Source organism: Nocardioides aestuarii (genome assembly GCF_039527245.1).
Classification (GTDB): Bacteria; Actinomycetota; Actinomycetes; order Propionibacteriales; family Nocardioidaceae; genus Nocardioides; species Nocardioides aestuarii.
Genome location: NZ_BAAAJT010000002.1, coordinates 1,241,124 through 1,266,488, shown reverse-complemented (window position 1 = coordinate 1,266,488; position 25,365 = coordinate 1,241,124). Strand labels below are relative to the sequence as shown.

26 protein-coding genes are annotated in these 25,365 nt (G+C 69.7%); 12 read left to right on the top strand and 14 right to left on the bottom strand.

The features are described from left to right. Positions 1–290: 290 nt before the first annotated feature. From ABD091_RS06570 to cysC, 9 genes are all read right to left on the bottom strand, one after another. On the bottom strand, positions 291–1,397 hold the full coding sequence (locus tag ABD091_RS06570) for a hypothetical protein (RefSeq protein ID WP_343916620.1): 1,107 nt from the start codon (positions 1,395–1,397) through the stop codon (positions 291–293). A 345-nt stretch (positions 1,398–1,742) separates the two neighbouring features. Then, positions 1,743–2,849, bottom strand: a complete 1,107-nt coding sequence (locus ABD091_RS06565) for an acyltransferase family protein (protein ID WP_343916618.1) — start codon at positions 2,847–2,849, stop codon at positions 1,743–1,745. Between the two features lie 152 nt (positions 2,850–3,001). Then, positions 3,002–4,318 (bottom strand): sulfate adenylyltransferase subunit CysN, encoded by a 1,317-nt coding sequence (gene cysN / locus ABD091_RS06560; RefSeq protein ID WP_343916616.1) that lies wholly within the window; start codon positions 4,316–4,318, stop codon positions 3,002–3,004. Then, a complete protein-coding gene (gene cysD, locus ABD091_RS06555) occupies positions 4,318–5,238 on the bottom strand; it encodes a sulfate adenylyltransferase subunit CysD (protein ID WP_343916614.1) in 921 nt (306 codons plus the stop codon). The genes cysN and cysD overlap by 1 nt, the downstream gene beginning before the upstream one ends. A gap of 429 nt (positions 5,239–5,667) precedes the next feature. Next, the gene (locus ABD091_RS06550; protein ID WP_343916612.1) at positions 5,668–6,681 is read right to left on the bottom strand and encodes a sulfite exporter TauE/SafE family protein; all 1,014 of its coding nucleotides are present in this window, start codon (positions 6,679–6,681) and stop codon (positions 5,668–5,670) included. A gap of 120 nt (positions 6,682–6,801) precedes the next feature. After that, the gene (locus tag ABD091_RS06545; RefSeq protein WP_343916610.1) at positions 6,802–8,220 is read right to left on the bottom strand and encodes a tyrosine-protein kinase domain-containing protein; all 1,419 of its coding nucleotides are present in this window, start codon (positions 8,218–8,220) and stop codon (positions 6,802–6,804) included. Between the two features lie 20 nt (positions 8,221–8,240). Further along, on the bottom strand, positions 8,241–9,977 hold the full coding sequence (locus tag ABD091_RS06540) for a DUF4012 domain-containing protein (RefSeq protein ID WP_343916608.1): 1,737 nt from the start codon (positions 9,975–9,977) through the stop codon (positions 8,241–8,243). Between the two features lie 89 nt (positions 9,978–10,066). Beyond that, entirely contained in the window at positions 10,067–10,501 is a 435-nt protein-coding gene (locus ABD091_RS06535; RefSeq protein ID WP_343916606.1) for a hypothetical protein, read from the bottom strand. Positions 10,502–10,621: 120 nt separating this feature from the next. Beyond that, a complete protein-coding gene (gene cysC / locus ABD091_RS06530; protein ID WP_343916604.1) occupies positions 10,622–12,355 on the bottom strand; it encodes an adenylyl-sulfate kinase in 1,734 nt (577 codons plus the stop codon). 55 nt (positions 12,356–12,410) lie between these two features. Between cysC and ABD091_RS06525 the strand changes: the two genes are divergently transcribed. The 5 genes from ABD091_RS06525 to ABD091_RS06505 all read left to right on the top strand — a co-directional run bounded on the left by ABD091_RS06525 (position 12,411) and on the right by ABD091_RS06505 (position 15,539). Continuing rightward, the gene (locus ABD091_RS06525) at positions 12,411–13,382 is read left to right on the top strand and encodes an asparaginase (protein WP_343916602.1); all 972 of its coding nucleotides are present in this window, start codon (positions 12,411–12,413) and stop codon (positions 13,380–13,382) included. Between the two features lie 68 nt (positions 13,383–13,450). Beyond that, positions 13,451–13,855 (top strand): helix-turn-helix domain-containing protein, encoded by a 405-nt coding sequence (locus ABD091_RS06520; RefSeq protein WP_343916600.1) that lies wholly within the window; start codon positions 13,451–13,453, stop codon positions 13,853–13,855. 5 nt (positions 13,856–13,860) lie between these two features. Next, positions 13,861–14,508 (top strand): hypothetical protein, encoded by a 648-nt coding sequence (locus ABD091_RS06515; RefSeq protein WP_343916598.1) that lies wholly within the window; start codon positions 13,861–13,863, stop codon positions 14,506–14,508. A 118-nt stretch (positions 14,509–14,626) separates the two neighbouring features. Then, entirely contained in the window at positions 14,627–15,205 is a 579-nt protein-coding gene (locus ABD091_RS06510; protein ID WP_343916596.1) for a hypothetical protein, read from the top strand. Positions 15,206–15,248: 43 nt separating this feature from the next. After that, positions 15,249–15,539, top strand: coding sequence for a DUF2516 family protein (locus ABD091_RS06505; RefSeq protein WP_343916594.1), 291 nt, complete (start codon positions 15,249–15,251; stop codon positions 15,537–15,539). Positions 15,540–15,548: 9 nt separating this feature from the next. On the opposite strand, the gene rfbB is transcribed toward ABD091_RS06505, so the two are convergent. Beyond that, positions 15,549–16,547 carry a dTDP-glucose 4,6-dehydratase gene (gene rfbB / locus ABD091_RS06500; protein WP_343916592.1) on the bottom strand — a complete coding sequence of 333 codons (999 nt, stop codon included), beginning with the start codon at positions 16,545–16,547 and terminating at the stop codon, positions 15,549–15,551. Positions 16,548–16,581: 34 nt separating this feature from the next. On the opposite strand from rfbB, the gene rfbA reads away from it, so the two are divergent. Continuing rightward, positions 16,582–17,445 carry a glucose-1-phosphate thymidylyltransferase RfbA gene (gene rfbA / locus ABD091_RS06495; RefSeq protein ID WP_343916590.1) on the top strand — a complete coding sequence of 288 codons (864 nt, stop codon included), beginning with the start codon at positions 16,582–16,584 and terminating at the stop codon, positions 17,443–17,445. A 6-nt stretch (positions 17,446–17,451) separates the two neighbouring features. Here the strand turns inward: rfbA and ABD091_RS06490 are convergent, their stop codons facing one another. Then, positions 17,452–18,939 carry a sugar transferase gene (locus tag ABD091_RS06490; RefSeq protein ID WP_343916588.1) on the bottom strand — a complete coding sequence of 496 codons (1,488 nt, stop codon included), beginning with the start codon at positions 18,937–18,939 and terminating at the stop codon, positions 17,452–17,454. Positions 18,940–19,069: 130 nt separating this feature from the next. After that, positions 19,070–20,035, bottom strand: a complete 966-nt coding sequence (locus ABD091_RS06485) for a GDP-mannose 4,6-dehydratase (RefSeq protein WP_343916586.1) — start codon at positions 20,033–20,035, stop codon at positions 19,070–19,072. Positions 20,036–20,059: 24 nt separating this feature from the next. Between ABD091_RS06485 and galE the strand changes: the two genes are divergently transcribed. From galE to ABD091_RS06460, 5 genes are read left to right on the top strand one after another with little or no spacing between them, the layout of a single operon-like run. Continuing rightward, the gene (gene galE, locus ABD091_RS06480; RefSeq protein WP_343916584.1) at positions 20,060–21,073 is read left to right on the top strand and encodes a UDP-glucose 4-epimerase GalE; all 1,014 of its coding nucleotides are present in this window, start codon (positions 20,060–20,062) and stop codon (positions 21,071–21,073) included. A gap of 2 nt (positions 21,074–21,075) precedes the next feature. Further along, positions 21,076–21,444, top strand: coding sequence for a hypothetical protein (locus ABD091_RS06475; protein ID WP_343916582.1), 369 nt, complete (start codon positions 21,076–21,078; stop codon positions 21,442–21,444). A 9-nt stretch (positions 21,445–21,453) separates the two neighbouring features. After that, positions 21,454–22,122, top strand: a complete 669-nt coding sequence (npdG, locus tag ABD091_RS06470; RefSeq protein ID WP_343916580.1) for an NADPH-dependent F420 reductase — start codon at positions 21,454–21,456, stop codon at positions 22,120–22,122. Further along, positions 22,119–22,562 carry a SixA phosphatase family protein gene (locus ABD091_RS06465; RefSeq protein ID WP_343916578.1) on the top strand — a complete coding sequence of 148 codons (444 nt, stop codon included), beginning with the start codon at positions 22,119–22,121 and terminating at the stop codon, positions 22,560–22,562. Before npdG ends, ABD091_RS06465 begins: the two co-directional genes overlap by 4 nt. Further along, a complete protein-coding gene (locus tag ABD091_RS06460) occupies positions 22,559–23,077 on the top strand; it encodes a GNAT family N-acetyltransferase (protein WP_343916576.1) in 519 nt (172 codons plus the stop codon). Before ABD091_RS06465 ends, ABD091_RS06460 begins: the two co-directional genes overlap by 4 nt. Before the next feature lie 93 nt (positions 23,078–23,170). On the opposite strand, the gene ABD091_RS06455 is transcribed toward ABD091_RS06460, so the two are convergent. Next, on the bottom strand, positions 23,171–24,061 hold the full coding sequence (locus tag ABD091_RS06455) for a dihydropteroate synthase (RefSeq protein WP_343916574.1): 891 nt from the start codon (positions 24,059–24,061) through the stop codon (positions 23,171–23,173). A 38-nt stretch (positions 24,062–24,099) separates the two neighbouring features. Between ABD091_RS06455 and ABD091_RS06450 the strand changes: the two genes are divergently transcribed. Next, positions 24,100–24,759 carry a dihydrofolate reductase family protein gene (locus ABD091_RS06450; RefSeq protein ID WP_343916571.1) on the top strand — a complete coding sequence of 220 codons (660 nt, stop codon included), beginning with the start codon at positions 24,100–24,102 and terminating at the stop codon, positions 24,757–24,759. On the opposite strand, the gene ABD091_RS06445 is transcribed toward ABD091_RS06450, so the two are convergent. Next, a complete protein-coding gene (locus tag ABD091_RS06445; protein ID WP_343916568.1) occupies positions 24,749–25,276 on the bottom strand; it encodes a type 1 glutamine amidotransferase domain-containing protein in 528 nt (175 codons plus the stop codon). The genes ABD091_RS06450 and ABD091_RS06445 overlap by 11 nt on opposite strands. Positions 25,277–25,365: the final 89 nt, after the last annotated feature.

Below are 25,365 nucleotides of genomic sequence, written 5' to 3'. Positions count from 1 at the left end.
TGCCATTGGACAACCCATGCCTTCGGTCATCACCTCGGGCCTCCACAACGGCGCCGATGACACCACCGCCTTCCGGGCCGCCCTCACGGCGACGCCCGGCAAAGGTGCTCCGCGGGGTCGCCAGCGGGTCTAGCCTGATCGGCAGCACGATCACCCTGCGATCCAACGGCCATGCTCGACATCCGCGCCGCCGGTGCAGCTGAAGAAACGGCACCTCGAGCGCGCCATCACCCGCTTCCCCGGCCGGTTGGCAACCAGAACGTCCCTGTCACGGTGGCACCTGTGCTGACCTACTGACGGGTGGAAGCGCGCTCGTTCAACCTGGTGACGGGATCAGGCACAGGGTCGAACATTAATGCCACCGCCATGAGTACCGCGAGTGGCCACGTCGGATAATAGGCGTAGCCGTAGGTCAGCAGCATGACCAGGAGGGCGGCACGCTCAGCGTGCCGGGTGTGCAGGTGTCGGAGCAACGAGCCGAGGAGCAGCGCGGTGCCCGCGCACGCACCTACCATGCCGATCCTCAGATACGCCGTCACATACAAACTGTGCGGCGAGTAGGTGACCAATTCGCCGCTCTCGTTGTATCGCTCGTAGCCGGACCCAAAGGGCAAGCCGATCAGCCGCTCGAACAAAGGAGCGGCGTGGAAGTCAATCAGCAGCGCGTCCCAGCCCCCCTGCCGGTCCTCGAGTGTGCCTCGGCTCTGAAACGAGTGGGCAAGGTCGGTGAGAACGTCTCCCAGCAGCCCGGCGAGCGCCGCCAAGACAAACAGCGCCGAGCCATATACGCCGGATACGATGATTCGCGCACGAGTCACCGGGTTGGTGGAGACCAGGACCGCAACCAGCAGGCCCGCCACCGTTGCGGCCCATACGGATCGATGTTGTGCGACGAGGACGACGATCAGAAAGAGGGCGGCTAGCGGCAGCCGCTTGCGGCGAACCGCGAGGTAGATTGCAGCGAGCCCAAGGAATGCTGCCTGGGTCGCGATCAACGGCCTGTTAGAGACCAGCTCGCCGCCGCGCAGCACGAACTCGTCAGCCGCGCCGACGCCGTGCAACGCGACGTTGAGGATCGCGAGCCCGACCAGCCCAATCCCGGTCCAGGTTATGAACTCATCGACCACTGTTCGGAAGTCTTCCCGCCGTGACTGCGCAAGAACCCACACAATTACCGCCAGGAAGAGCAAAGTGCTGCGCGCCTCGCTGACAGCCGACGCGCCGAAGATGGGTAAGCCGCGGATCAGCGACACACCATAGAGCGCTAAGACCAAGGCGAGGGCAAGCGTGTGCCCGGCTCGCGCTTCGGCGACCTGCCGGAGATGGTTGATGGCACCGAACGAGTACAGGACAAGCGCCAAGTCGTTTACTCCGACCTGGAGCCCCGCGACGCTCACTAGCGGTACTCCGTCTGGCAGCCAGTAGAGGGAGACGGTGCCCGCTCCGAGCAGGACCCACAGCGCCCTCATGAGTCGCAGGTGGTGCGCCAGGGGGTCATCGCAGAGCGGGTAACTATGGCGACGATCAGCAGACCGACGAGCGAAGCCAACGACCGCGCAGCCCCAATGAGACTGGAAGGGTCAGGCGTCACGAAAAGCATGCTCGTCACGGCGCCCGACTCCTGATAGGCGCGGCATTTCTGTGCCCGAGGTTCTACGGGCTTGCACCCTACGTCAGGCGAAACGCACAGTGCCGTGGTGGACGCGACCTGGGTAGGGCGCTCCCCACAGCACCGACCGAGCCTAGCCACCTAGTACCTCGGCGGGGGCCGGCTTGACCCGGCCCACGTCGCGAACTTTCCCCAGCGACCAAGTCTCGACCCACCGGTAGCAGCCCCACGTGGCCGCCAGGACCAGCGGCAGGCCGAGCACGACCATCACCGCGGCCTCGGCGGCGTGCGGCAGGCCGAGGCGGCCGACGCCCCACCACAGTGCCAGCGCCAGCGGAAAGTGGACGGCGTACAGGCTGTAGGAGGCGTCACCGAGTCTCTGTACCGTGGGCCAGGTCGTCACGTTGCCCCGCTCGGCCGCAGAGGCCTGGTGCAGGGCAAGGAGCAGGGTACCGAACCCGATAAGCCACACCAGCTGGTCGGCCGGCCCAGGAAGGTCGAGACGCACGAACCCGAGACCCATGAACGTCAACGCGGTCGCCCACAGGAGAGGCCCAGGGATCGGCCGCCACCGCTCGGCAACATGCGACAGGACCGCGCCGGCCAAGAAGAACTCAGCCAGTGCGAACACCGGGAGGTCCAGCGCGTACTGCAGCGCCCGCACTGCCACGACGAGCAGGCAAGCAGGGACGATTGGGTTGTGCCACCGAACCAGTAGTGGGAACAGCAGGTAGAGGTGCACCTCGACGCCGATCGACCACAACGGCGGGCTAATCTGATAGATCCACTGCACATTGAGGTTGTGCACGAACAACAGGTGGCTGACCACACCGCCAGGCGTCACCGGCCGCAGCGTGTCCAAGCTCGGCGAGGGCGCGAGGTAGACGCTCGAGCCAACCAGCAGGACCACAGTCCCCAGTGCGACTGCCGCGTAGTACGTCGGCGCGATCCGCCAGAAACGGCGCAGCGCGTAGACCCGCAGCGGTGTCGCACCTCGACCGGCGTCACGCCGCCGCATTTCGGACCAGTAGAGCGCAAACCCGCTGACCATCAGGAAGAGCCACACGGCCTGCCCGCCGAACAGCCACGGCCAGATGGCCAGGTGGTACGCGTTGGCTCCGAAGACGCTGGTGGCGGGATGGTCGGGCGGGACCATGCCGAGCAGGTGTCCGACCGCGACGACCAGTGCCGCGATGCCGCGCAGGCCGGTGATGTAGGCCAGCCGATCCCCCGAGGTCATGGTCCGCACCTTATGTGACCAGCTGCGCCACTGTCCGGTTAGGGCGGCTAACCGCAAACCATGGTCTGCCCTCGACGCTCGAGGGCCGGCCTCGGCGATTGAAAAACCCCCGGACGCCTTGCGGCGGCCGGGGGTTCTTGGTGGCTGCTGGGTCAGGAGCCGGAGTTGATCATGCCGGCGCCGACGGTGACGCCGGTGGCCTCGTCGATCAGGATGAACGAGCCGGTGGTGCGGTTCTTCGAGTAGGGGTCGCAGAGCAGCGGCACCGTGGTGCGCAGCTGGACGCGGCCGATCTCGTTGAGGCCGAGCTCGCCGGCGTCCTGGTCGCGGTGGAGGGTGTTGACGTCCAGGCGGTACTGGATGTCCTTCACCATCGCGCGGCCGGTGCGGGTGGTGTGCTTGATGGCCAGCTTCTGCCGCGGCTTGAGCGGCGTGTTGGTCATCCAGCTGACCATCGCGTCGATGTCCTGCGCCGGGGTCGGCGCGTTCTTGACGCGGGCGATCATGTCGCCGCGGGAGACGTCGACGTCGTCCGCGAGACGCACCGTGACGCTCATCGGCGGGAAGGCCTCGTCGATCTCCTGGTCGAAGTGGTCGATGCCCTCGATCGTCGAGGTCATGCCACTCGGCAGCACGACGACCTCGTCACCGGGCTTGAGGACGCCGCCGGCGACCTGGCCCGCGTAGCCACGGTAGTCGTGGTACTGGTCCGACTTCGGGCGCACGACGTACTGCACCGGGAAGCGGGTGTCGACCAGGTCGCGGTCGGAGGCGACGTGGACGTGCTCGAGGTGGTGGAGCAGCGTCGGGCCGGAGTACCACGGCATCGACTCGCTGCGCTCGACGACGTTGTCGCCCTTGAGCGCCGAGATCGGGATGACCTCGAGGTCGGGGATGTTGAGCTTCGTCGCGAACTGGCGGAACTCGTTGTGGATCTTCTCGTAGGTCTCCTGCGAGTAGTCCACGAGGTCCATCTTGTTGACCGCGAGCACCAGGTGGGGCACGCGCAGCAGCGAGAGAAGTACGGCGTGGCGCCGGCTCTGCTCGGTCAGGCCCTGGCGGGCGTCGACCAGCACGAGACCCAGGTCGGCGGTCGAGGCGCCGGTGACCATGTTGCGGGTGTACTGGATGTGGCCCGGGGTGTCGGCGATGATGAACTTGCGGTTGGGCGTCGCGAAGTAGCGGTAGGCCACGTCGATGGTGATGCCCTGCTCGCGCTCGCTGCGCAGACCGTCGGTCAGCAGCGCCAGGTCGGTGTAGTCATAGCCCTTGGCCTGGGAGGAGGTCTCCACGGCCTCGAGCTGATCCTCGAAGATCGACTTCGAGTCGAGCAGCAGCCGACCGATGAGGGTCGACTTGCCGTCGTCGACCGAACCGGCGGTCGCGAACCGCAGCAGGTCCATGTTCTGGGTGACGGTCTCGACCATCGCCTCGCCGGAGGTCTCGGCGAACGTCTCGTTCTCGGCCATCAGAAGTAGCCCTCCTTCTTGCGGTCCTCCATGGCGGCCTCGGAGAACTTGTCGTCTCCGCGGGTCTCGCCGCGCTCGGTCACCCGGGCGACGGCGATCTCCTCGATGATCTCCTCGATCGTGCTGGCGTTGGACTCCACGCAGCCGGTCAGGGTGATGTCGCCGCAGGTGCGGAAGCGGACGGTGCGGACCTCGGCGGACTCGCCGTCCTTCATCGGGTTCAGCGGGGTCTCGGTCATCAGCATGCCGCCGCGCTTGAACACGGAACGCTCGTGGGCGTAGTAGATGCTCGGGATCTCGATGCCCTCGCGGGCGATGTAGGACCAGACGTCGAGCTCGGTCCAGTTCGAGATCGGGAAGATCCGCATGTGCTCGCCCTCGTGGAGCCGGCCGTTGTAGAGGCTCCACAGCTCGGGACGCTGGTTCTTCGGGTCCCACTGGCCGAACTCGTCGCGGTGGGAGTAGACGCGCTCCTTGGCGCGGGCCTTCTCCTCGTCGCGGCGGCCACCACCGAAGGCGGCGGTGAAGCCGTTCTCCTCGATGGCGTTGAGCAGGGTGCCGATCTGGAGGCGGTTGCGCGAGGTCTTGCCGTCCTCGACGACCACGCCCTTGGCGATGGCGTCGTCGATGCTGGCCACCACCAGGTTGACGCCGAGACGCTGCACCCAGCGGTCGCGGGTCTCCATGACCTCCGGGAAGTCGAGTCCGGTGTCGATCTGCATGATCGGGAACGGGATCTTCGCCGGGTAGAACGCCTTCTCCGCCAGCCGCAGCATGACGATGGAGTCCTTGCCGCCGGAGAACATCAGAACCGGCTTCTCGAACTCGGCGGCGACCTCACGGAAGATGTGGATCGACTCGGCCTCGAGCTGGTCCAGCTGGGACAGCTGGTAGTCGACGTGGGTCGGTGGTGCACTCATCAGATCGGGATACCTCTCCTCGGGTAAGCGGACTCATGCTAGCCGCGTGCGGGGGCGGGGGCTCAACTCGGCGCGGGTTGTGGGTGGTCGGGGTCACTGCGGGTGGTGCGGGTGTGACAGTCGGTGAGGTCTCGACAGGCGCTCGCTTCGCTCGCTGCTCGACCACCTATATACGGGTTGGCTTGCGGTTTCGGGGGTCTCGACAGGCGCTCGCTTCGCTCGCTGCTCGACCACCTATATAGGGGTTGGCTTGGTGGTTCCGGGGTCTCGACAGGCGCTCGCTTCGCTCGCTGCTCGACCACCTAGGTACGGGTTGGCTACTTGGTTCCGGGGTCTCGACAGGCGCTCGCTTCGCTCGCTGCTCGACCAACGGTGGTGGCGGTCTTGTTCGCTTCGCTCGCTGCTCGACCACCTATATATCGAGGTCCCCTAGGCGTCCGTGCGTTTCATGCCGATGATGCCGGGGCGGTAGTGGGGGTCCTCGAGCTCGGCGACGGTGGGGGAGCCGAACATCGGCATGCCCTGGGTGCGGCGGATGACGCCCCAGACCAGCGGGACCAGGACGACCATCGCGAGGCCGATGCCGGCGATCAGGATCGGGTGGGTGTCGTCCTCGCCAGCACCCAGCGGGGCCCAGCCGGCCTTGTCGAGGAGAGCGACGCCGCTCATCGTCAGCACGATCACGATGCCGCGGCGGATGAACGACTGCGGGACGCGCGGCGCGATGTGGGAGCCGATGACGGTCCCGGGGACCGAGCCGATCAGGAGCGGGATGAGCAGGCTCCAGTCGAGGCCGTGGAGCGTGATGTTGGAGATGGCGGCTGCCAGCACCAGCGGCACGGCCTGCACCAGGTCGGTGCCGACCAGCTTCACGGCGGACAGGCCGGGGTAGAGCATGAGCAGCGCGATCATGATGACCGAGCCGGAGCCGACGCTGGTGATGCCGACGAGGAGACCGCCGAGCATCCCGACCAGCAGGGTGGGCACGATCCGGACGGCCGGGTCGTCGTCCCAGTTGTCCTGTCCCTGGCGGACCCGGCGCAGACCGATCCAGAGCCGCAGTGCGTAGGTCGTCGCCGCGAAGAGCAGCGCGAACCCGATGGCGAGCTTGAGCAGGTGGTCGAGCTCGTCCTTGTCAGCCGCGACCCAGTCGATCAGGTAGGGCCCGAGCAGGGCCATCGGGACGGACCCGATGATCAACCACTTGGCGAGCTTCATGTTGGGCGAGCCCTCGCGCTTGTGCACGATCGCGCCGCCGGTCTTGTAGACCGCCGCTGCCGTGAGGTCGGCGGTGACGACGGCCGTCGTCTCGCCCACGCCGAGGAAGATGAGCGCCGGCGTCATCAGCGCGCCGCCGCCCATGCCGGTGAGACCGACGACGATGCCGACGACGAAGCCGGCGACGATGATGCTCAAGAACGTCATGGTGATGACGTCGCCCATGGTGTGACCCTTCCCAGAAGACGACCTGGTGACCCTGCAGACCGACGAACCCTACTGAACTACGCGAGTTTGTCGAAATCAGGTCTCGACGAGGCTACTCCTCGAAACCGGGTATGCCGCTCAGCCGCGGCGGCGCCGTCCCTTGTGCTGGGAGTCCTTCTTCTTGGTCTCCGTGGCGGTGACCGGCGCGTAGCCGTAGCCGTAGCCGTAGGAGTAGGAGTAGGCGCGCGCGGCCCGCTTGGCGGGGGTGGCGTTGATGACCACGCCGACCGGCTTCGCGTCGACGGCCTCGAGGCGCTCGATCGAGTGGGTGAGCTGGTCGCGCGTGGTCTTGCCGTGCCGGACGACCACGACGCAGCCGTCGGCCTGGGTCGCCAGCAGCGCGGCGTCGGTCACGGGCAGCAGCGGCGGCGCGTCGATGATCACGACGTCGTAGTCGTGACGCAGGTCGGTCAGCAGCTTCTCCATCGCGACCGACTGGAGCAGCTCCGCCGGGTTGGGCGGGATCGGACCCGAGGTGAGCACGTGGAGCCCGGACGTGCGGTGGACCTGCATCGCGTCCTGGAGCGAGACCCTCCCGATCAGGACGCTGGTCGCGCCGACGGCGTCGTCGAGCTCGAGCCGGCGGGCCAGCGTCGGTCGGCGCAGGTCGCACTCGATCAGCGCGACCCGCTGGTCGGCCATCGCGAGCGTCAGCGCGAGGTTGGACGCCGTCGTGCTCTTCCCCTCGCCGGGCAGGGAGCTGCTGACGACGAAGATCCGGTGGTCGTGGTCGACCTCGACGTATTGCATGTTGGTCCGCAGGACGCGGTAGGCCTCGGACCAGGGACTGGCGTTGGACAGCGCATCGACCGGAGCGATCTTGACCGAGCCCGGGTCCTGGTGGATGTTGCCGAGGATCGGGGCCTCGGTCGAGTGGGTGACGTCGGCGGCGGAGCTGATCGAGGTGTCGAGGAGCTCGCGCAGAACGGCCAGGCCGATGCCGAGCAGGAGGCCCAGGACGGCGGCGAGGCCGATGTTGCGCGGGATGTTGGGAGTGACGGGCGCGTCGGACACCTGGGCGCTGCCGACCTCGGTCGCCTTGATCGAGGCGGGCTTGCTGCCGGTCGTCTCGATCTCGGACACGAAGAGCTCGAGCTCCGCGGCGTAGGCCTGGGCGATGTCGCGCGCGAGCTCCGGGTCGGGGTTGGTCGCGGTGATCTGGAGGATGACCGTCTCGGGGACGACCTCGGCGCGTACCTGGCTCTGGAGGTCGTCGGCCGTGGTCTCGCCGCCGAGGCGGTCGGCGACGCGGTCGGCGAGCTCGTTTCCCTTCACCAGCTCGGAGTAGGAGGCGACCCGCTGGGTCGCGAAGAGCCCACCCTGGTAGGCCTGCGACACGTCGCTCTCGCTCGTCGAGACGAACAGCCGCGTCGAGGACTCGTAGAGCGGCGTGGTCTGCCAGGTCAGCACACCGGCGGCGCCGACCGCGAGGACGAGGCACCCGAGGATCAGCCCCCACCGGTGGCGGATGATCTCCCAGTAGTCCTTGAGCTCCACGTCAGAACCTCCCGAGTCGGTCAGCAAGCATTGTCCACCACCGCGTCGTTGTCACCTGGCGTCACGCCGGGCGTCACCCCGAGCTCGATGTCGCCGGTCTGTCCCGGGCCCGTCGTCATCTCGTAGGTGAAGACCGCGGGTTCCACGCTCGACAGGAGAGCGACGAACGTGGCCACAGGGCGGCCCTCGATCGAGACCTTCTTGAAGTAGAGGTTCTTTCCGTCGAGCTTGACCCACTCGACCGTGCCGTCGTACGGCGCGTGGAAGCGCACGAACACGGTCTGGCTCCCAGGTTCAGTGCCGAAGTTGCCGCCACCGGTCACGTAGTCCGGCAGCTCACGCGCCACCGCGGGGTCGATGCTCTGGCGCAGGACGAAGCGGCCGCCGAGTCGCTGCACGCCGTCCTCGCAGGACCGGGCATCGAGCTCGGCGCTGGAGCGCAGGTAGTAGGACATCTTCGAGCCGGTCAGGTCGTTGAGACTGATGTCCACGTGGGGCGTCTCGTCGTCGTCGCCGCGAACCTGGCCCAGGACGCGGCTGTCGCCGAGCGCCTCCATCACCGCGTCGTCCTCGAGCGCGAGCAGCAGTCGGCCCTCCGCGGCGCTCCGACGCAGCGCCCCGACCAGGGCCAGCGGGTCGCCGACCTTCGCGGTGGCCTGGTCGAAGACGGCCTTGGAGACGGCGGCGAAGAAGAGGTCCTGCTGCTCGGGCGTCGTGCCGACGTAGGCCTCGCTGAGGAGCTGGTCGACTGCGGCCTCGGGCGTCAGGGTCACGTCCCCGACGCTGATCGGACCGGTGCCCTCGAGGAGGTAGCTGAGCGACACGGTGTCGAGCGAGATCACGCCGTCAATCGGCTGGTCGGGGAAGCGGCGGTCCCAGTGAGCAGAGAAGAGCTCGGCGGCCCGCGGGAAGTCGGGGGTGAAGTTGGCGTCGAGCCAGAAGGTGCCGAGCTGTCGGTTGTAGACCGCGATCTCCTCCCGGGACAGCGGAACCGGCGCCTGGGTCACGGGGAAGTCGCGGGCCGAGCCCTGCGAGGTGATGGACAGGTCGCCGTCCTCGGCGTGGACCCGCGCCCACGAGCCGGGCAGCCCGCCGGTGCCGCGGACCTCGGCGTTGTTCTGGAAGACGAGGAGATAGTCGCGCGGACCGTCGGCGCCCAGGACCGGAGGCAACAGCTCGACCGTCCGCTCGGCGTCGGCCAGCGCGCCTGCCGCGGCGCGCAGCTCCTTCACGTAGCCGTCGAAGCGGCCACGGACGGCGCCCGCGAGGTCGGAGCTGTCGACTCCCGAGACGTCGGCGACGGCGCGGTCGAAGGCAGCGCTGCCCTGGGCCACCGGCTGCTCGAGCCGGGCGACGGTCTCGAGGTCGATCCGACCCTTCTTCTGGACCTGCGGCAGCTGGTCGGCGACCTCGAGCAGGGGTGGTAGTCCGTCGACCGAGACCTCGGCGAGGGATGAGCTGAGTCCCCGCACGGCGGCGGCGTCGTCGCCGGCGATCGGCAGCCACGTCATCGCCGTCCACCAGCCGCCGTCGGTCAGGTCGCGGGCGCTGGTGGCGGACTCGGTCAGGTCGGAGACGGCCCGGTCGCGCTCGGTGGTGTCGTCGTCGGTGAGGTGCTGCTGAAGGCGGTCGACGGCCGACTGGGCGGCGACCAGCTCGGCGCGCACCTGGAGCGCCAGCCAGGCCGACCAGCCGACGACCCCCAGGACGACGAGGAGGACGGCGAGGCCAAGCGGCCTGCGGGTGGAGCGAGTCATGTCAGGGGATCACCGAGGGGAGGGAGCAGGGTGGGAACGTGACGACGCCCCTGCGGCCCGCGGGCCGCAGGGGCGTCGTACGACGTCGGTCAGCGACGAGGGCGGACCCGCTGGCTGAAGCTGGTGCTGCAGTTCTGGTAGACCGAGCTGTTCGGCTTGGAGTTCCAGAACACCTTGACGGTGTAGCGACCCCTCGGGACGCCGGAGAACGCGTACTTCGTGACGCCCGGACCGCGGTAGAGGCGGCGGTACTCCCGGATCACGGTGTTGTTGCTCTTGCGGAAGTAGCGGAAGGTCGCGGGTCCGCGGAGGTCCTGGTTGCCATCAACGTCCGGCCGGACGTTGAGGCGGACCCGGACGTTGCCGCCCTTGCGCGGGTTGTTGAGGTTGTTGGCGTTGCAGGTGGTGCCGATCGAACCCGGGTAGGGATCACCCGTCGGTACGGCCGTGGCGGTCGGCGCGGCGGCCACGAGGCCACCGCCGATCAGCGCCGCGGACGCGACGATGCTGGCGAACTTCTTCACGTGTAACTCCCCCGTGGAGGTGTTGTGGATGGTCGTGGTGTGGCCCGATTAGATCATGCGTACTGGGGTGCTCGTGCCGCGACGGGGCATCCCCCCGAGATTTAGCGCGATCGAAACAAATCAGTGACCGAGGACCCGCTTGACGAGCGACTCGATCTCGACCGCGGCCCTCGCCGCGGCCTCGTCACCACGTCCGTAGGGGTCGGCGACGTCGTCGGCCGGGTCGGGCGCCGTACGCCGCTCGGCGAGGGCGGCGACCAGGTCGCGCGGGGCCAGGGAGCCTTGCTCCTCGACCAGGCGGGCGGCCTGACCGAGGGTGAAGACCTTGCGCACGGCCTCGGGGTTCTCCTCGAGGATGGTGCTGCGGTGGCCGGCCTCGGCGGTGAGGACCAGGTCGGCGTCGGCGATCAGGCGCGAGGTCACCCGGCGGCTGCGGAAGTCGCTGCCGTCGAGGCCGCGGTCGGCGAGCCGGCTGGCCATCGGGGTGTCCATCGGGGCGGCGTCGAAGCCGTGGGTGCCGGCGCTGGTGAACTCGACGCCGGGCAGGTCGAGGCTGCGGGCGATGCGCTCCATGTAGGGGGAGCGACAGATGTTGGCCGTGCAGACGAAGAGGACCTTGAGCGGACTCTCGGACTCCGCGGTCACGGGCTCGTCGGCCGGCTCGTCGGCCGTGGTCAGGTCGAGGTAGCCCTCCTCGCGCAGGGCGACGATGACGTCGTCGAGGGCGTCCTCGATCGTCCGGCCCGTGGTGTCGACCCGCACGCTCGCGTCGTCCGGCTCCTCGTAGGGGGAGGAGATGCCGGTGAACTCCGGGATCTCGCCGGCGCGGGCCTTGGCGTAGAGGCCCTTGCGGTCGCGGCGCTCGCACTCCTCGAGCGGGGTCGCGACGTGGACGAGGAAGAAGGCGCCGCCGGCGTCGTCGACCATCTGACGGACCTGGGCGCGGGTCTCGGCGAACGGCGCGATCGGGCTGCAGACCGCGAGCCCGCGGTGGCGCGAGATCTCCGCGGCGACCCAGCCGATCCGGCGGATGTTGGTCTCGCGGTCCTCCTTGGAGAAGGTCAGGCCCTTCGAGAGGTGGCGGCGGACCACGTCGCCGTCGAGGGAGGTGACCGGGCGGTCGGTCTCCTCGAGGATCCGGTCCATCAGCGCGCGGGCGAGCGTCGACTTGCCGCTGCCGGAGAGGCCGGTGAAGAAGAGGACCAGGCCCTGCTCGTCGGGGGCGGGGCGGTCGGCGTCGACGATGGCGGCGATCTCGGGTCCGAGCTCGCCGGTGCCCTCGGTCAGGGCGTGGACCGGGTCGCCGGCGGCGTACGTCGCGACGACGCGGACGCCGAGCTCGTGGTCGGCCTCGGGGTCGTCGTGGGCGGCGAGCGGGACTGCGACGACCGCGGCGTCCGGCAGCTGGACGGCGGCGGCGAGGCTCGCGCGGAGCAGGGCCGTCGGGGTCAGCTCGGCGGTGCCGTGGCCGGTCAGTGCGAGCAGCACGAGCGGACCGAGCCCGCGCAGCTCGTCGAGCTGGGTCGTGTCGAGCGCGTCGACGACCGGGACGAACGTGCGCCCAGCGTGGTGCTCGCGCACCTGGGCGGGGGAGAGGTGGAGCCGGCGAAACGCGCCGTACTGGTGGTGGGTCAGGACCTCGACCTCGCCCGTCGCCGTGGTGAGGCGCGCGAGCGGCAGTCCCTCGGGGTCGACCAGCTCGACGACCTCCTCGCCGGCGATGTCGGAGGGAAGCGTCAGCGTCACCGGGCTGCCGGGCTCGCCGAACCGCGTCGTCGGGGCGAGGGCGCCGGTCGTGAGCAGCTCGAGGTCGTCGAGCTCGCGCGGGGTGGGGCAGTGTTGAGGCACGGGCACGGCGTCATCCTGCCACCGTGATCGGGCTCTCGGAGCGGTGGCTAGGGTCGGGCCCATGCGTCCCGTCGTCGCCGAGATCGTCCGCTCCGGGTTCGTCGAGGGCCGTCACTACGGCTCCCTCGTCGCCCTCCGCTCCGACGCGAGCGTCGACTGGTCGGTCGGTGACGTCACCTCGCCGGTCCTGCCGCGGTCGTGCAACAAGCCGCTCCAGGCGCTCGCGATGGTCGAGCTCGGGCTCGACCTGAAGCCGGAGCTGCTGGCGCTGGCCTGCGCCTCCCACAGCGGGGAGTCGTTCCACGTCGAGGGGGCCCGCGCGATCCTCGAGTCGGTGGGGCTCTCCGACGACGCGCTCCAGACGCCGCCGGACTACCCGCTCGACGACGCGGCTCGGGACTCGCTGCTGCGTGAGGGCGGCTCACGGCAGTCGATCCTCATGAACTGCTCCGGCAAGCACACCGCGATGCTTGCGACCTGCGTCATCAACGGCTGGGACACCGCGACCTACCGCTCGCCCGACCACCCGCTCCAGGTCGCCATCGCCTCGTCCTTCGCGTCGATGACCGGCGAGCCGGTGTCGCACGTGGCCGTGGACGGATGCGGGGCGCCGCTGCTCTCCACCTCGCTCGTCGGGTTGGCGCGCGCGTTCTCCCGGCTCGCCCTCGGGCGCGACGGCTCCGACCAGCCGTCCGACCACGCGGCCCGCATCGCCGACGCGATCCGCTCCCACCCGGCGTACGTCTCGGGGAGCCGGCGCGACGAGCGCGAGCTCCTCACCGCGATCCCCGGCTCGATCGGCAAGGCCGGCGCGGAGTCCTGCTATGCCATCGCCCTGCCCGACGGGCGGGCGTTCGCGACCAAGACCGACGACGGCGCGGCTCGCGTCCGGCCCGTCCTCATGGCGGCGGCGCTCCAGCGGTCGGGCGTGCTCGACGAGCCCGGGGTCGACGCCGACGCCGTGCGGCGTACGGGGCACGTCGCGCTGCTCGGTGGCGGGGAGCCGGTGGGGGAGATCCGCGCGGCGTTCTGACGCGAGTGTGAACAGGTTCACGCTTGCTGTGCTTGCAATCTGCTAACTCCAGCTAGCACACTGGAGACATGGCCAAGAGCAACGTCACCAACGTCGGCAAGAAGGTCACCAAGACCGTCGACGGTCTCGGTGACTACCTCAAGGAGCAGCGCACCGCCGCGCGGCTCTCGCTGAGGCAGCTCGCCGAGCAGGCCGGGGTCTCCAACCCCTACCTGAGCCAGATCGAGCGAGGCCTGCGCAAGCCCTCGGCCGAGGTCCTCCAGCAGATCGCGAAGGCGCTGCGGATCTCCGCCGACCAGCTCTACGTCCGGGCAGGGATCGTCAGCCCGGAGCCGACCGGGGGCTCCCCGGAGCGGTCCGTCGAGCTGGCCGTCCTGCACGACCCCCGCCTCAACGAGCGCCAGAAGCAGTCCCTCCTCGACGTCTACGCGTCGTTCTTGGCCCTCAACCAGTCGTCCACAGAGAAGGAGTGAGCCACATGGCCACCACGTTCGACACCCTCAAGACCCAGGCCTCCAAGCCGCTGTACGCCGGCGTCGGCGTCACCGACCGCGTCGTCGAGGTCGTCCGCGACGTCGTCACCGAGGCCCAGAAGACCGCGCAGAAGCGCTACGCCGAGGTCCAGAAGTCGGTCCAGAAGATCGACCTCGAGCCCAAGGCCCTCCGCGACCAGGCGACCACCGTCGTCAACTCGCGCGTCGACGCGATCAGCAAGGACGCCAAGGCCCGCCGTACGGCCGTCGAGAAGCGCGTCGCCGAGCTCCAGGCCGAGGCCCTCGCCCTGCCGGGCAAGGTCCAGGCCCAGGTCACCGACACCTACGGCGACTTCGTCGTCCGCGGCGAGGGCCTCGTGACCCGGATCCGCAAGCAGGAGTCGACCCAGGCGACCAAGACGGCCGCCAAGACGACCACCACCAAGGCCAAGACCACGACGACCCAGGCGAAGAAGGCCACCAAGAAGACCGCCTCCACCGCCAAGAAGTCGGCCTCGACCGCGAAGAAGACCGCGGCGAAGAAGTCGGCCCCGGCCAAGTCCAGCGCCAAGGCGACCGCCACCGCGGCCAAGAAGACCGCGGAGAACGCGACCGCCGCTGCCGCGGACGCCGCCGAGAAGGTCGGCGACTGACGCACGCCCCTCGAGACCCCCGAGCCGCTCTGCGGTTCGGGGGTCTCGTGCGTCCTGCCGCTGCTAGGTTGCCGCTGCGGCCGACCGGCCGCACCACAACCACATCACGGGGGAACCTTTGATCTCGTCTGCTCGCACGAGCCGCTTCGTCGCGCTCGCCGCCGCCACCGTCCTCGGCCTCTCGGTCGCCACCGCCGCCCCGGCCTCCGCCGACTCCCGCACGATCAAGGACGGGAAGGGCGACACCTGGAACATCGCCTCCGAGACCCCGAAGAAGGCGAGCGGTCATCCGGAGGGAGACCTCCGCAAGGTCACCTTCAACCACACGGCCCGCAAGGTCGTCATCACGGCCCGGATGCAGAACCTGAAGAAGTCCGGTGAGGGCGTCGGCGTCTACATGAACATCGACACGCCCGACGACACCAGCTACGGCGCCGACCTCATCGGCACCCCCGACAACTGGCGTGGCGAGGCGAGCGTCTACGGCTCCGCCAGCGAGTGCTCGCCGACCGGGTCGCTGAACTACAAGAAGGACGTCGCCAAGCTCTCGATCCCGCGGTCCTGCCTGGGCCGGCCGGACTGGGTCCGCTTCCAGCTCGCGGGCGCCTTCGCGAAGAGTGAGAACAAGATCTTCTACGACGACGCCACCGGCAAGAAGGTCGAGTTCGCCTTCACCCGCCGGGTCGCGCGGGGCTGATCGTCTCGTCGGCACGCGTCCACGGGTCGGCTACCGTGGACGCGTGCCGAACGTGTTCCAGATCGAGGGGACGATCATGCTGGTCGTCTCCCTCATCGTGATGGCGGTCAAGATCTTCTCGCTCGTGACCGCCCTGATGTTCAGCCCTGAGCACTATCGCGCGGCGGACAAGCTGACCAAGCAGGCGTGGGTCGCGATCCTCGGCCTCGGCGTGCTCGCCGCGATCCTGATGCCCTACAGCCCGCTCGGCCTGCTCAACCTCGCGTTCCTGATCGCGGCGTTCGTCTACCTCGCCGACGTGCGGCCGGCGCTCAAGGGGCTCTACCAGCGCTGACGCCCGAGCTCACTGCCCCTTGGCGGCGTAGCCCTGCTCGACGGCCTCCTTGTGGGGGCGCCACCAGTCCTCGTGGTCGCGATACCAGCCGATGGTCTGTTCGAGGCCGCTCTCGAAGTCCTCGTAGCTCGGGCGCCAGCCGAGCTCCTCGCGGAGCTTCGTCGAGTCGATCGCGTAGCGGAGGTCGTGGCCGGCGCGGTCGGTGACGTGGTCGAAGTCGTCCTCGGCGCGGCCCAGCAGCCGCAGCACCATCCGGACGACGTCGAGGTTGTTCTTCTCGCCGTCCGCGCCGATCAGGTAGGTCTCGCCGGCGCGGCCGCGTTCGAGGATCGCCAGGACGGCCGAGGAGTGGTCCTCGACGTGGATCCAGTCGCGGACGTTCTCGCCGGTGCCGTAGAGCTTCACCCGGCCGCCCATCAGCAGGTTGGTGACCTGGCGGGGGATGAACTTCTCCACGTGCTGCCACGGGCCGTAGTTGTTCGAGCAGTTCGAGATCGTGGCGTGGACGCCGAAGCTCCTCACCCACGCCCGGACGAGGTGGTCGGAGCCGGCCTTGCTGGCCGAGTAGGGCGAGCTCGGGCGGTAGGGGGTCTCCTCGGTGAACCGCTGGGGGGCGTCGAGCTCGAGGTCGCCGTAGACCTCGTCGGTCGAGACGTGGTGGAGCCGGACCCCGTGGCGGCGTACGGCCTCGAGGAGGGTGAAGGTCCCGACCAGGTTGGTCCGGATGAACGGGCTCGGGTCGTCGAGGGAGTTGTCGTTGTGGGACTCGGCGGCGAAGTGGACGACCGCGTCGACCCCGGAGACCAGCCGGTCGACGACCTCCGGGTCGGCGACGTCGCCGACGACGAGCTCGCAGCGCGCCGGATCGGCCTCCGCGAGGGAGGCCTCGCTCGCGGCGTAGGTCAGCTTGTCGAGGACCGTGACGCGGGCGTCGGTGTGGGTGAGCAAGTGGTGGACGAAGTTGGCGCCGATGAAGCCGGCGCCGCCGGTGACCAGGACGTGCTGCATGCCGGGGAGTCTAGGGAGGCCCTAGGGTCGTCGCATGCGCGGCATCATCCTGGCCGGGGGGACCGGCACGAGGCTCCACCCGATCACGCGGGGCGTGAGCAAGCAGCTGGTCCCGGTCTACGACAAGCCGATGATCTACTACCCGCTCTCGACGCTGATGCTGGCCGGCATCCGGGAGATCCTGGTCATCACCACGCCCCACGAGGCCCACCAGTTCGAGCGGCTGCTCGGTGACGGCTCGGCGCTCGGGCTCACGATCACCTACGCGGTCCAGGAGAAGCCGGAGGGTCTCGCCCAGGCGTTCCTCATCGGTGAGGACCACATCGGCGACGAGGCGGTCGCGCTGATCCTCGGCGACAACATCTTCTACGGCACCGGGCTCGGCCAGCACCTGCGGCGCTTCCGCGACCTCGACGGAGCGGCCGTCTTCGGCTATCGCGTCAGCGACCCCACGGCGTACGGCGTCGTCGAGTTCGACGAGGAGGGGACGGCGATCTCGCTGGAGGAGAAGCCGGAGAAGCCGAGGAGCAAGTACGCCGTCCCGGGGCTCTACTTCTACGGTCCCGACGTCGTCGAGCGGGCCCGGGCGCTGAAGCCGTCTGCCCGCGGCGAGCTCGAGATCACCGACCTCAACAAGACCTACCTCGCTGAGGGCCGGCTCAAGGTCGAGATGCTGCCGCGGGGCTCGGCCTGGCTCGACACCGGGACCTTCGACGACCTCAACGACGCCAGCGACTTCGTCCGCACCGTCGAGAGCCGGCAGGGACTCAAGATCAGCTGCCCCGAGGAGATCGCGTGGCGGCTTGGGTTCATCGACGACGACCAGCTCAGGACGGTCGCGAAGGAGCTCGAGAAGAGCGGCTACGGCGACTACCTGCTGGAGCTGCTCGAGCCCTGACCTGTGTCAGTAGGCGCCGTCGGAGCCGAGCACGGCCTTCGCGGTCTTCGCCAGGATCGAGATGTCCTGGAGCATCGACCAGTTGTCGACGTAGTAGACGTCGAGCCGCACGGTCTCGGCCCAGCTCAGGTTGGAGCGACCGGAGACCTGCCAGAGACCGGTGAGGCCCGGGCGGACGCGGAGCCGCCGCGCCGCGGTCACGTCGTAGGTCGCGACCTCGCTCGGGAGCGCTGGCCGAGGGCCGACCAGGCTCATGTCGCCCTTGAGGACGTTGAACAGCTGGGGCAGCTCGTCGACCGAGAACCGGCGCAGCCAGCGGCCGGGGCCGGTGATGCGCGGGTCGTCCTTCATCTTGAACAGGCCCTCGTCATGACCGGTCTCCTCGTGGAGCGCCGCGAGCCGGGCCTCGGCGTCGACGACCATCGTCCGGAACTTCAGGCAGTCGAAGGTCGACCCGCCCTGGCCGACGCGCTGCTGGCGGAACATCACCGGACCGCGGTCGTGGAGCTTGACCCGGAGCGTCGCGAGGACCAGCAGCGGCAGCGCGCAGAGGATCAGGAGCGAGGAGCCGACGATGTCGAAGCCGCGCTTCATCTGGCTCAGCGCCTGGAGGCTGCGGGGCTTGCCGAGGTGGATCAGCGGCAGGCCGCCGACCGGGCGGACCCGCACCCGCTCGCTGGAGATGTCGGTGACGCTCGGGGCGACCACGACGTGGACGTCGTGGTGCTCGAGCTCCCACATGACCGCGCGCATGTGGCTGTTGGAGGCGACGCCCCCGTCGGCGAAGAAGACCAGGTCGGCGCCGAGCGCCGGCGCCATCGACGCCGCGTCGTCGAGGTTGCCGACGACCGGCACGCCGTGGGGCGTCTCGACGGTCAGGTCGTGGGCCGGCGTGAGGGCACCCAGCACCTCATAGCCCAGCCAGGTCTCGCGCTGGAGGACCGAGGCGATGCCGTCGATGGCCGGCACGTTGCCGACGATGACGACCTTGCGGCGGAAGTGGCCCTGGCGGCGGGCGCGCTGGACGACCCGGCGCAGCACCCAGCGCTCGACCATCAGCAGCGGCAGGCCGATGAGGAAGGAGTAGACGAAGAAGCCACGGGAGAGGGGGTACTGCGCGAGGTAGCAGGCGATGCCGACCGCACCGGCGGCGTAGACCGTCGCGTTGAGGACCCGCTTGAACTCGTCGACGCCGGCCCCGAAGACCTCGATGTGGTGGCCCCCGCGCATCGCGATGATCGCGACCCACAGCACGCCCATCAGCGGCATCACGAGCCCGACCGAGCCGAGCGAAGCGGGCTCGTCGAAGAGGAAGCGGGTCTCGCGGAGCTGGGCCGCCGCCATCATCGCCAGGGTCACGACCCCGAGGTCGAAGGAGACAGCGGCGAAGGGCAGGACCTTCAGCATCCGTCGGAGGAACCCGACTCCGTCGCCGGTGGGGGTCGCCTGCCCCGAGGTGGTGTCCGGCTGCGAGATGTGGTTGGTGAGCGACATACCTGTTTCTGGATCCCCCGTACGTGTCAGTGGTCTGGTCATCCCTGACAACGAGAGTTGTATCCCGAAGGTGGGACAAACGGGGGTAAAAATTTCAAGATGTAACAAAACTCGCGATTTCAGGCGGGCGTCACACGATCGAAAGGTCGTGTTCCACCATCATCGCGACGAGCTGGGAGAAATCTACCGTGGGCCGCCACCCCAGGACCCGCTCGGCCTTGCTCGCGTCACCGACCACCCGGTCGACCTCGGCGGGCCGCATGAAGCGCTTGTCCTGGCGCACGTAGGGCGTCCAGTCCTCGATCCCGACGTGGCCGAAGGCAAGGTCGAGGAAGTCGCGGATCGAGTGGCTCCGCCCCGTCGCGACGACGTAGTCGTCGGGGAGGTCCTGCTGGAGCATCAGCCACATCGCCTCGACGTAGTCGCCCGCGAACCCCCAGTCGCGCTCGACGTCGATGTTGCCGAGCGTGAGGTGGTCCTGGAGACCGGCGTGGATCCGGGCGACGCCCTGGCTGATCTTCCTGGTCACGAACTCCGGGCCGCGCCGCGGCGACTCGTGGTTGAAGAGGATCCCGGTGCTGGCGTGCATGCCGTAGGACTCGCGGTAGTTGATCGTCATGTAGTGGGCGAAGACCTTCGCCACGCCGTACGGCGACCGCGGCCACAGGAGCGTGCGCTCGTCCTGGACCGCGGCCTGGGCCTTGCCGAACATCTCCGAGCTCGACGCCTGGTAGACCCGGATCCGGCCGGGGTCGGACTCGGTGTGGAGCCGGACCGCCTCGAGCAGGTTGAGCGCCCCCATCCCGGTCACCGAGCTCGTCTCGTGGGCGTTGTCGAAGCTGTAGGAGACCGAGCTCAGCGCGCCGAGGTTGTAGACCTCGTCCGGCTCGCAGCGGCGCAGGGTGCGCATCAGGCTGGCGAGGTCGGTGAGGTCGCCGCGGTGGAGGTGGGACTCCTCGACGAGCCCGTCGAGCTCGCCGGTCGCCTCACCGCGGGGGCTGACGAGCCCGTGCACGGCGTAGCCCTTCGCCAGCAGGAACTCCGTCAGGTAGAGGCCGTCCTGGCCGGTGATGCCGGTGATGAGGGCTGTGCGCACCGGCTGAGTCTAGGGTGGCTCCCCGTGAAGGTTCTCGTGAGTGGTGGTGCCGGCTACATCGGGTCGCACACGGTCGTGAAGCTGGTCGAGGCCGGCCACGACGTGGTGATCGTCGACGACTTCAGCAACGCGGTCCCCGCGGTGCTCGGGCGCCTCGAGGCGCTGACCGGCAGGGCGATCGAGTGCCACTCCTTCGACCTCTGCGACCACGACAAGACCGAGCACCTCTTCGCGACGACCGACTTCGACGCGGTCATCCACTTCGCCGGCTACAAGGCCGTCGGCGAGAGCGTCGCGAAGCCGCTCGACTACTACGAGAACAACCTCGGCTCGACCTTCTCGCTGCTCCGCGCGATGGAGAAGTACGACGTCGACAAGCTCGTCTTCTCCTCCAGCGCGACCGTCTACGGCACCGACCAGGCGGGCGCGACCGAGGACCGGCCGACCTTCGCGACCAACCCCTACGGCTGGACGAAGGTCATGCAGGAGCAGATCCTTCGCGACGTCGCGGCCGCCTCGCCGCAGCTGCGGTTCGCGCTGCTGCGCTACTTCAACCCGGTCGGCGCCCACCCCAGCGGCACCATCGGCGAGGACCCGTCGGGCATCCCCAACAACCTGATGCCGTTCATCGCCCAGGTCGCGGTCGGCAAGCGGGAGAAGCTCTCGGTCTTCGGCGACGACTACGACACCGTCGACGGCACCGGCGTCCGCGACTACATCCACGTCGAGGACCTCGCCGCCGGCCACGTCGCCGCGCTCGAGAAGCTCGCCACCACCGATGTCGCGGTCAACATCTGGAACCTCGGCTCCGGCCGGGGTACGTCGGTGCTCGAGCTGCTCCACGCCTTCGAGAAGGCCGTGGGCCACGAGCTCCCCTACGAGGTCGTCGCCCGCCGCCCCGGCGACGTCGCGACGTCGTACGCCGACCCGGCGAAGGCCAACGAGGAGCTCGGCTGGAAGACGGTCAAGACCGTCGAGGAGATGTGCGCCGACACCTGGCGCTGGCAGTCGCAGAACCCCAACGGCTTCTCCGACTGATCATGCGGTTCACCGAGCACGAGATGACGGTGGCGGTCAGGGCGGCGGCCCAGACGGTCGCGTCGGGCAAGCGGAAGCGGGCCGACTGGGACCAGCTCGACGCGATGCAGCGCTATCACGTCCTCGAGGCGGTCGGGGGCCAGGTGCTGCCCGTCCTGCTCGCGCTGCCGGACGTCGAGGTCGAGGCCGGGACCCGGCCGACCTTCACGACCGCGCAGGTCGCCGCGGCGGTCGAGTCGTCGCTGCCGGCCGGCCCCGGTGGCCGGATCCGCCGCAAGGCCGCGCTCGCCGCCCGGACCGCGCTGGTCCTGCAGGCGCTGGCGGCTCTCCCCATCCGGAACGACCCCGACGCGCTGACCCACGGTGACTAGGGTCGCGCCATGAGTGACTTCCCTCCCGGCGCGATCGTCTCCGTCCTCGGCGGCACCGGCCCCCAGGGCCGCGGCCTCGCCCGCCGGTTCGCCGCCGCCGGGATTCCGGTCGTCATCGGCTCGCGCTCCGCCGACCGGGCCTCCGACGTCGCGACCGCTCTTGCGGAAGAGGTGGGCGGCACCGTCTCGGGCGCCGACAACGCCACCGCCGCCGGGCAGGGCGACGTCGTGGTGGTCGCCGTCCCGTGGGACGGCCACGCCGACCTGCTCCGCGACCTGAATGGCCAGCTCGCCGGCAAGGTCGTCGTCGACTGCGTCAACCCGCTCGGCTTCGACAAGCAGGGCGCCTACGCGCTGCCGGTCGAGGAGGGGAGCGCGGCGATGCAGGCTCGCGCGATCCTGTCCGAGTCGACCGTCGTCGGCGCCTTCCACCACGTCAGCGCCGTGCTCCTCGAGGACCCGACCGTGGTCGAGATCGACACCGACGTCCTCGTCCTCGGCGACGACCGCGAGGCGACCGACCTCGTCCAGGCGCTCGCCAGCAGCATCCCCGGCGTCCGGGGCGTGTACGGCGGCCGGTTGCGCAACTGCCACCAGGTCGAGGCGCTGACCGCCAACCTGATCAGCGTCAACCGCCGCTACAGGGCCCACGCCGGGATCCGGGTCACCGACCTGTGACCACCCTGGTCGTCGTCCGGCACGCGAAGTCCGACTGGTCCGGGTCGCACGCCGACCGCGACCGGCCGCTCGCGCCGCGCGGGCGCCGCCAGGCCGCCGAGGCGGGTCGCTGGCTCGCCGCCCACGGACCGGCCCTGTCGCTGGCCGTCGTGTCGCCGGCGGAGCGCGCGCGGGCCACCTGGGGCCTGGTGTCCGCCGAGCTGGCCGCGCCGCCGGAGGTCCGGGTCGAGGAGGCGGCGTACACCTTCGACGGTTCCGCTCTACACACGCTCGTCGCGGGAGTCGAGGCGTCGTGCTTCGCGCTGGTCGGGCACAACCCGGCGGTCGAGGAGCTGGTCCTCCTGCTCACGGGTCACGCCCGGCCGATGCCGACGTCCAGCCTCGCGGTCATCGACGTCGATGCCGGGACGCTGCTCGCCCACGGACGGCCGCCGTCGTGAACGTCCGACCGCGGACCGAGCGGGACCTGCCGGCGCTGGTCGAGGTCCTCGCCGCGCAGCGGGACGAGGCGCGCTATCCGCTGCGCTGGCCGCTGCCCTTCCCGACCGAGGACTTCATCCGCCGGACCAGCGACCTCGAGGCGTGGGTCGCGGAGGTCGACGGCCGGGTCGTGGGCCACGTCGCGGTCCAGGCCGTCGACGACGTCTTCTCGCCCGGCGACCTCGGGCGGGCGTGGTCGGCGGGCCACGGCCGGCCGGTGGCCGAGCTCGGGATCATGGGCACCCTCTTCGTCGACCCCGCCGTCCGCGGCCGTGGCGTCGGACGCGCGCTCCACGACGCGTCGGTCGGCTGGCTGCGCTCACGCGATCTCGCGCCCTGCCTCGACGTCGTCCCCGTCCACGCCGCCGCCCTCGTGATGTACGAGCGACTCGGCTGGACCGAGGTGGCACGCGTACGCCCGCCGTGGCTGCCCGACGCCGAGCCCGACGTCGTCGCGATGGTGCTGCTCAGCTGAGGTCACCCGCCCGTTCGTCGTACCCGACATGAGCGTCGTGAATCGTGCGGATCGCGACGCTCATGTCGGGTACGACGCTCAGCCGCGAGCCGCTCAGCTGACCTCGAGCAGGTCCATCGCCCGGAGCACGGTCGCGACGTGGTCGATCTCGTGGATCCGCAGCAGGTGGACGCCGCCGAGCGCGGCGAGGACCGCGAAGAAGCCCTCCGCCTTGCGGAACTGGTCCTCGAAGATGTCGAGGTTGTGGGGCAGGACGCTGGCGGCGGGTACGCCGAGCGCGCGGAGCCGGAAGGTCTGGGTGATGACGCGCGTCTGGAGCCGGGTGCGGTCGAGGCTCGCGAGATTCTGGTAGCTGAAGCCCATCCCGGGGTCGACGACCACCTTCGTGACCCCGAGCGAGCGCGCGTGGTCGAGCCGCTCGGTGAAGTGGTCGACGAGGAACGGGGCGAGGTCGGTGTCACGGGGGAGCTCCTCGGCCTCCCGCACGTTGGCCGCCGTACCGAAGCACATCAGCAGCGTCGCGTCGTGCTCGGCGACCGAGGCGAGCATCTCGTCCTCGTCCTCGCGGCCGGTCAGGTTCACGACCTTCGCGCCGGCCTCGAGGGCCGCCTTCACGACCAGCGGGCGGTAGGTCTCGACGCTGACGACGGTGTGGGGCGCGAGCCCCTCGATGACGGGGACGAGCTGGTCGACCTGGCGCTGGGCATCGACCCGGCCGGCGTCGTCGTTGCTGGCCTCGGCGCCGACGTCGATCATCGCGGCGCCCTGGGCGGCCTGCACCAGCCCCTTGCGGACCGCCGCCTCGGTCGACGCCGCGATGCTCTCGCGGTAGGTCGAGTCCTTCGACAGGTTGACCACGCCCATGAGCGTCACGGACCCGTCGCCGACCACGACGTCGTCGCTCACCCGGACCGGCTCGACCGGCCGCGCCAGGTCGTCGGCGTACTGCTCGTGGAGCTCGGCGAGGGCCGCGAGGGTGATCACCTGATCGAGTCTAGAGAGGCGACCGTTAGCGTTTGCCCATGCGAGTGCTCGTCGGACCCGACGTATCCCTGCCCGAGCTGTACGCCGCCCCGGAAACCCCGTGGCTGCGCGTCAACATGGTCTCCACCGTCGACGGCGCCGCCACCGGCGAGAACGGGACCAGCCGCTCCATCAACAACGCGGCCGACCGGAAGGTCTTCAACCTGCTCCGGTCGCAGGCCGACGTGCTCGTCGTGGGCGCCGGGACGCTGCGCGACGAGGAGTACGGCCACAACGAGCTGCCGATCGTCGCGGTCAGCCGCAGCGGCAAGGTCCCGCCGACCCTGGCTGACAGCGAGCCCGGCAAGCTGCTCCTCGCCACGACGCGGAACGCGGAGGGCCTCGACAAGGCCCGCGAGCTGCTCGGCGAGGACAACGTCCTCGTCCTCGGCTCCCACCGCGTCGACCTCGCCGCGCTGCGAAAGGCGCTGGTCGAGCGCGGGCTGACCCGGATCCTCTCCGAGGGCGGGCCCCACCTGCTGCGGGACCTGCTCGACCAGGGCTGCGCCGACGAGGTCTGCATCACGACCGTCCCGCGCATGATCGGCGGCGGCAACCCGCGCATCAGCGACGGACCGCCCATCGACGCCCACCTCACCCTCCACTCGATGGTGGAGGAGGAGGGGACGCTGATGGCGCGCTGGCTCGTCAGCCGCTGAGCGACTCCAGCAGGGCCTTGTTGAAGGCCGGGATGTCGTCGGGGTTGCGGCTGGTGATGAGGTTGCCGTCGACGACGACCTCCTCGTCGACCCACTGGCCGCCGGCGTTGCGGATGTCGGTCTGCAGGCTCGGCCACGACGTCAGCCGCTTGCCGTCGAGCACGCCGGCCTCGACGAGCGTCCACGGGGCGTGGCAGATCGCCGCGACCGGCTTGCCGGACTCGACGAACGCCTTGATGAAGGCGACCGCGGCGTCGTCCATCCGCAGCGCATCGGGGTTGGCGACGCCGCCGGGCAGCACCAGCGCGTCGTAGTCGGCGACGTCGGCGTCCTTGACGACGACGTCGACCTTGCGGGTCTCGGCCTGGTCGAGGTGGTCGAAGAGCTGCACCTCGCCGGGCTCGGGGGAGAGCAGCTCGGCGGTGTGGCCGGCGTCGGACACGGCAGCCCACGGGTCGGTCAGCTCGACCCGCTCGATGCCCTCGGAAGCGGTCAGGAAAGCGATCTTGGTGGTCATGCCCTCGACGCTACGAGCCACCCGAAAGGACCATCACCACCCCTGTGGATGACGCCCGGCGGCGTACGCCGGGACGAGGCAGGGTGGCG

Excerpts from the sequence above, each read along its gene's own strand:
- ABD091_RS06540 (WP_343916608.1), bottom strand. The coding sequence starts at position 9,977 with ATGACTCGCTCCACCCGCAGGCCGCTTGGCCTCGCCGTCCTCCTCGTC.
- ABD091_RS06445 (WP_343916568.1), bottom strand. The coding sequence starts at position 25,276 with ATGACCACCAAGATCGCTTTCCTGACCGCTTCCGAGGGCATCGAGCGG.
- ABD091_RS06490 (WP_343916588.1), bottom strand. The coding sequence starts at position 18,939 with ATGTCGCTCACCAACCACATCTCGCAGCCGGACACCACCTCGGGGCAG.
- npdG (WP_343916580.1), top strand. The coding sequence starts at position 21,454 with ATGAGTGACTTCCCTCCCGGCGCGATCGTCTCCGTCCTCGGCGGCACC.
- ABD091_RS06515 (WP_343916598.1), top strand. The coding sequence starts at position 13,861 with ATGGCCACCACGTTCGACACCCTCAAGACCCAGGCCTCCAAGCCGCTG.
- rfbB (WP_343916592.1), bottom strand. The coding sequence starts at position 16,547 with ATGCAGCACGTCCTGGTCACCGGCGGCGCCGGCTTCATCGGCGCCAAC.
- ABD091_RS06450 (WP_343916571.1), top strand. The coding sequence starts at position 24,100 with ATGCGAGTGCTCGTCGGACCCGACGTATCCCTGCCCGAGCTGTACGCC.
- cysN (WP_343916616.1), bottom strand. The coding sequence starts at position 4,318 with ATGGCCGAGAACGAGACGTTCGCCGAGACCTCCGGCGAGGCGATGGTC.
- ABD091_RS06550 (WP_343916612.1), bottom strand. The coding sequence starts at position 6,681 with ATGGGCGACGTCATCACCATGACGTTCTTGAGCATCATCGTCGCCGGC.
- ABD091_RS06565 (WP_343916618.1), bottom strand. The coding sequence starts at position 2,849 with ATGACCTCGGGGGATCGGCTGGCCTACATCACCGGCCTGCGCGGCATC.
- cysD (WP_343916614.1), bottom strand. The coding sequence starts at position 5,238 with ATGAGTGCACCACCGACCCACGTCGACTACCAGCTGTCCCAGCTGGAC.
- ABD091_RS06475 (WP_343916582.1), top strand. The coding sequence starts at position 21,076 with ATGCGGTTCACCGAGCACGAGATGACGGTGGCGGTCAGGGCGGCGGCC.
- ABD091_RS06525 (WP_343916602.1), top strand. The coding sequence starts at position 12,411 with ATGCGTCCCGTCGTCGCCGAGATCGTCCGCTCCGGGTTCGTCGAGGGC.
- ABD091_RS06520 (WP_343916600.1), top strand. The coding sequence starts at position 13,451 with ATGGCCAAGAGCAACGTCACCAACGTCGGCAAGAAGGTCACCAAGACC.
- rfbA (WP_343916590.1), top strand. The coding sequence starts at position 16,582 with ATGCGCGGCATCATCCTGGCCGGGGGGACCGGCACGAGGCTCCACCCG.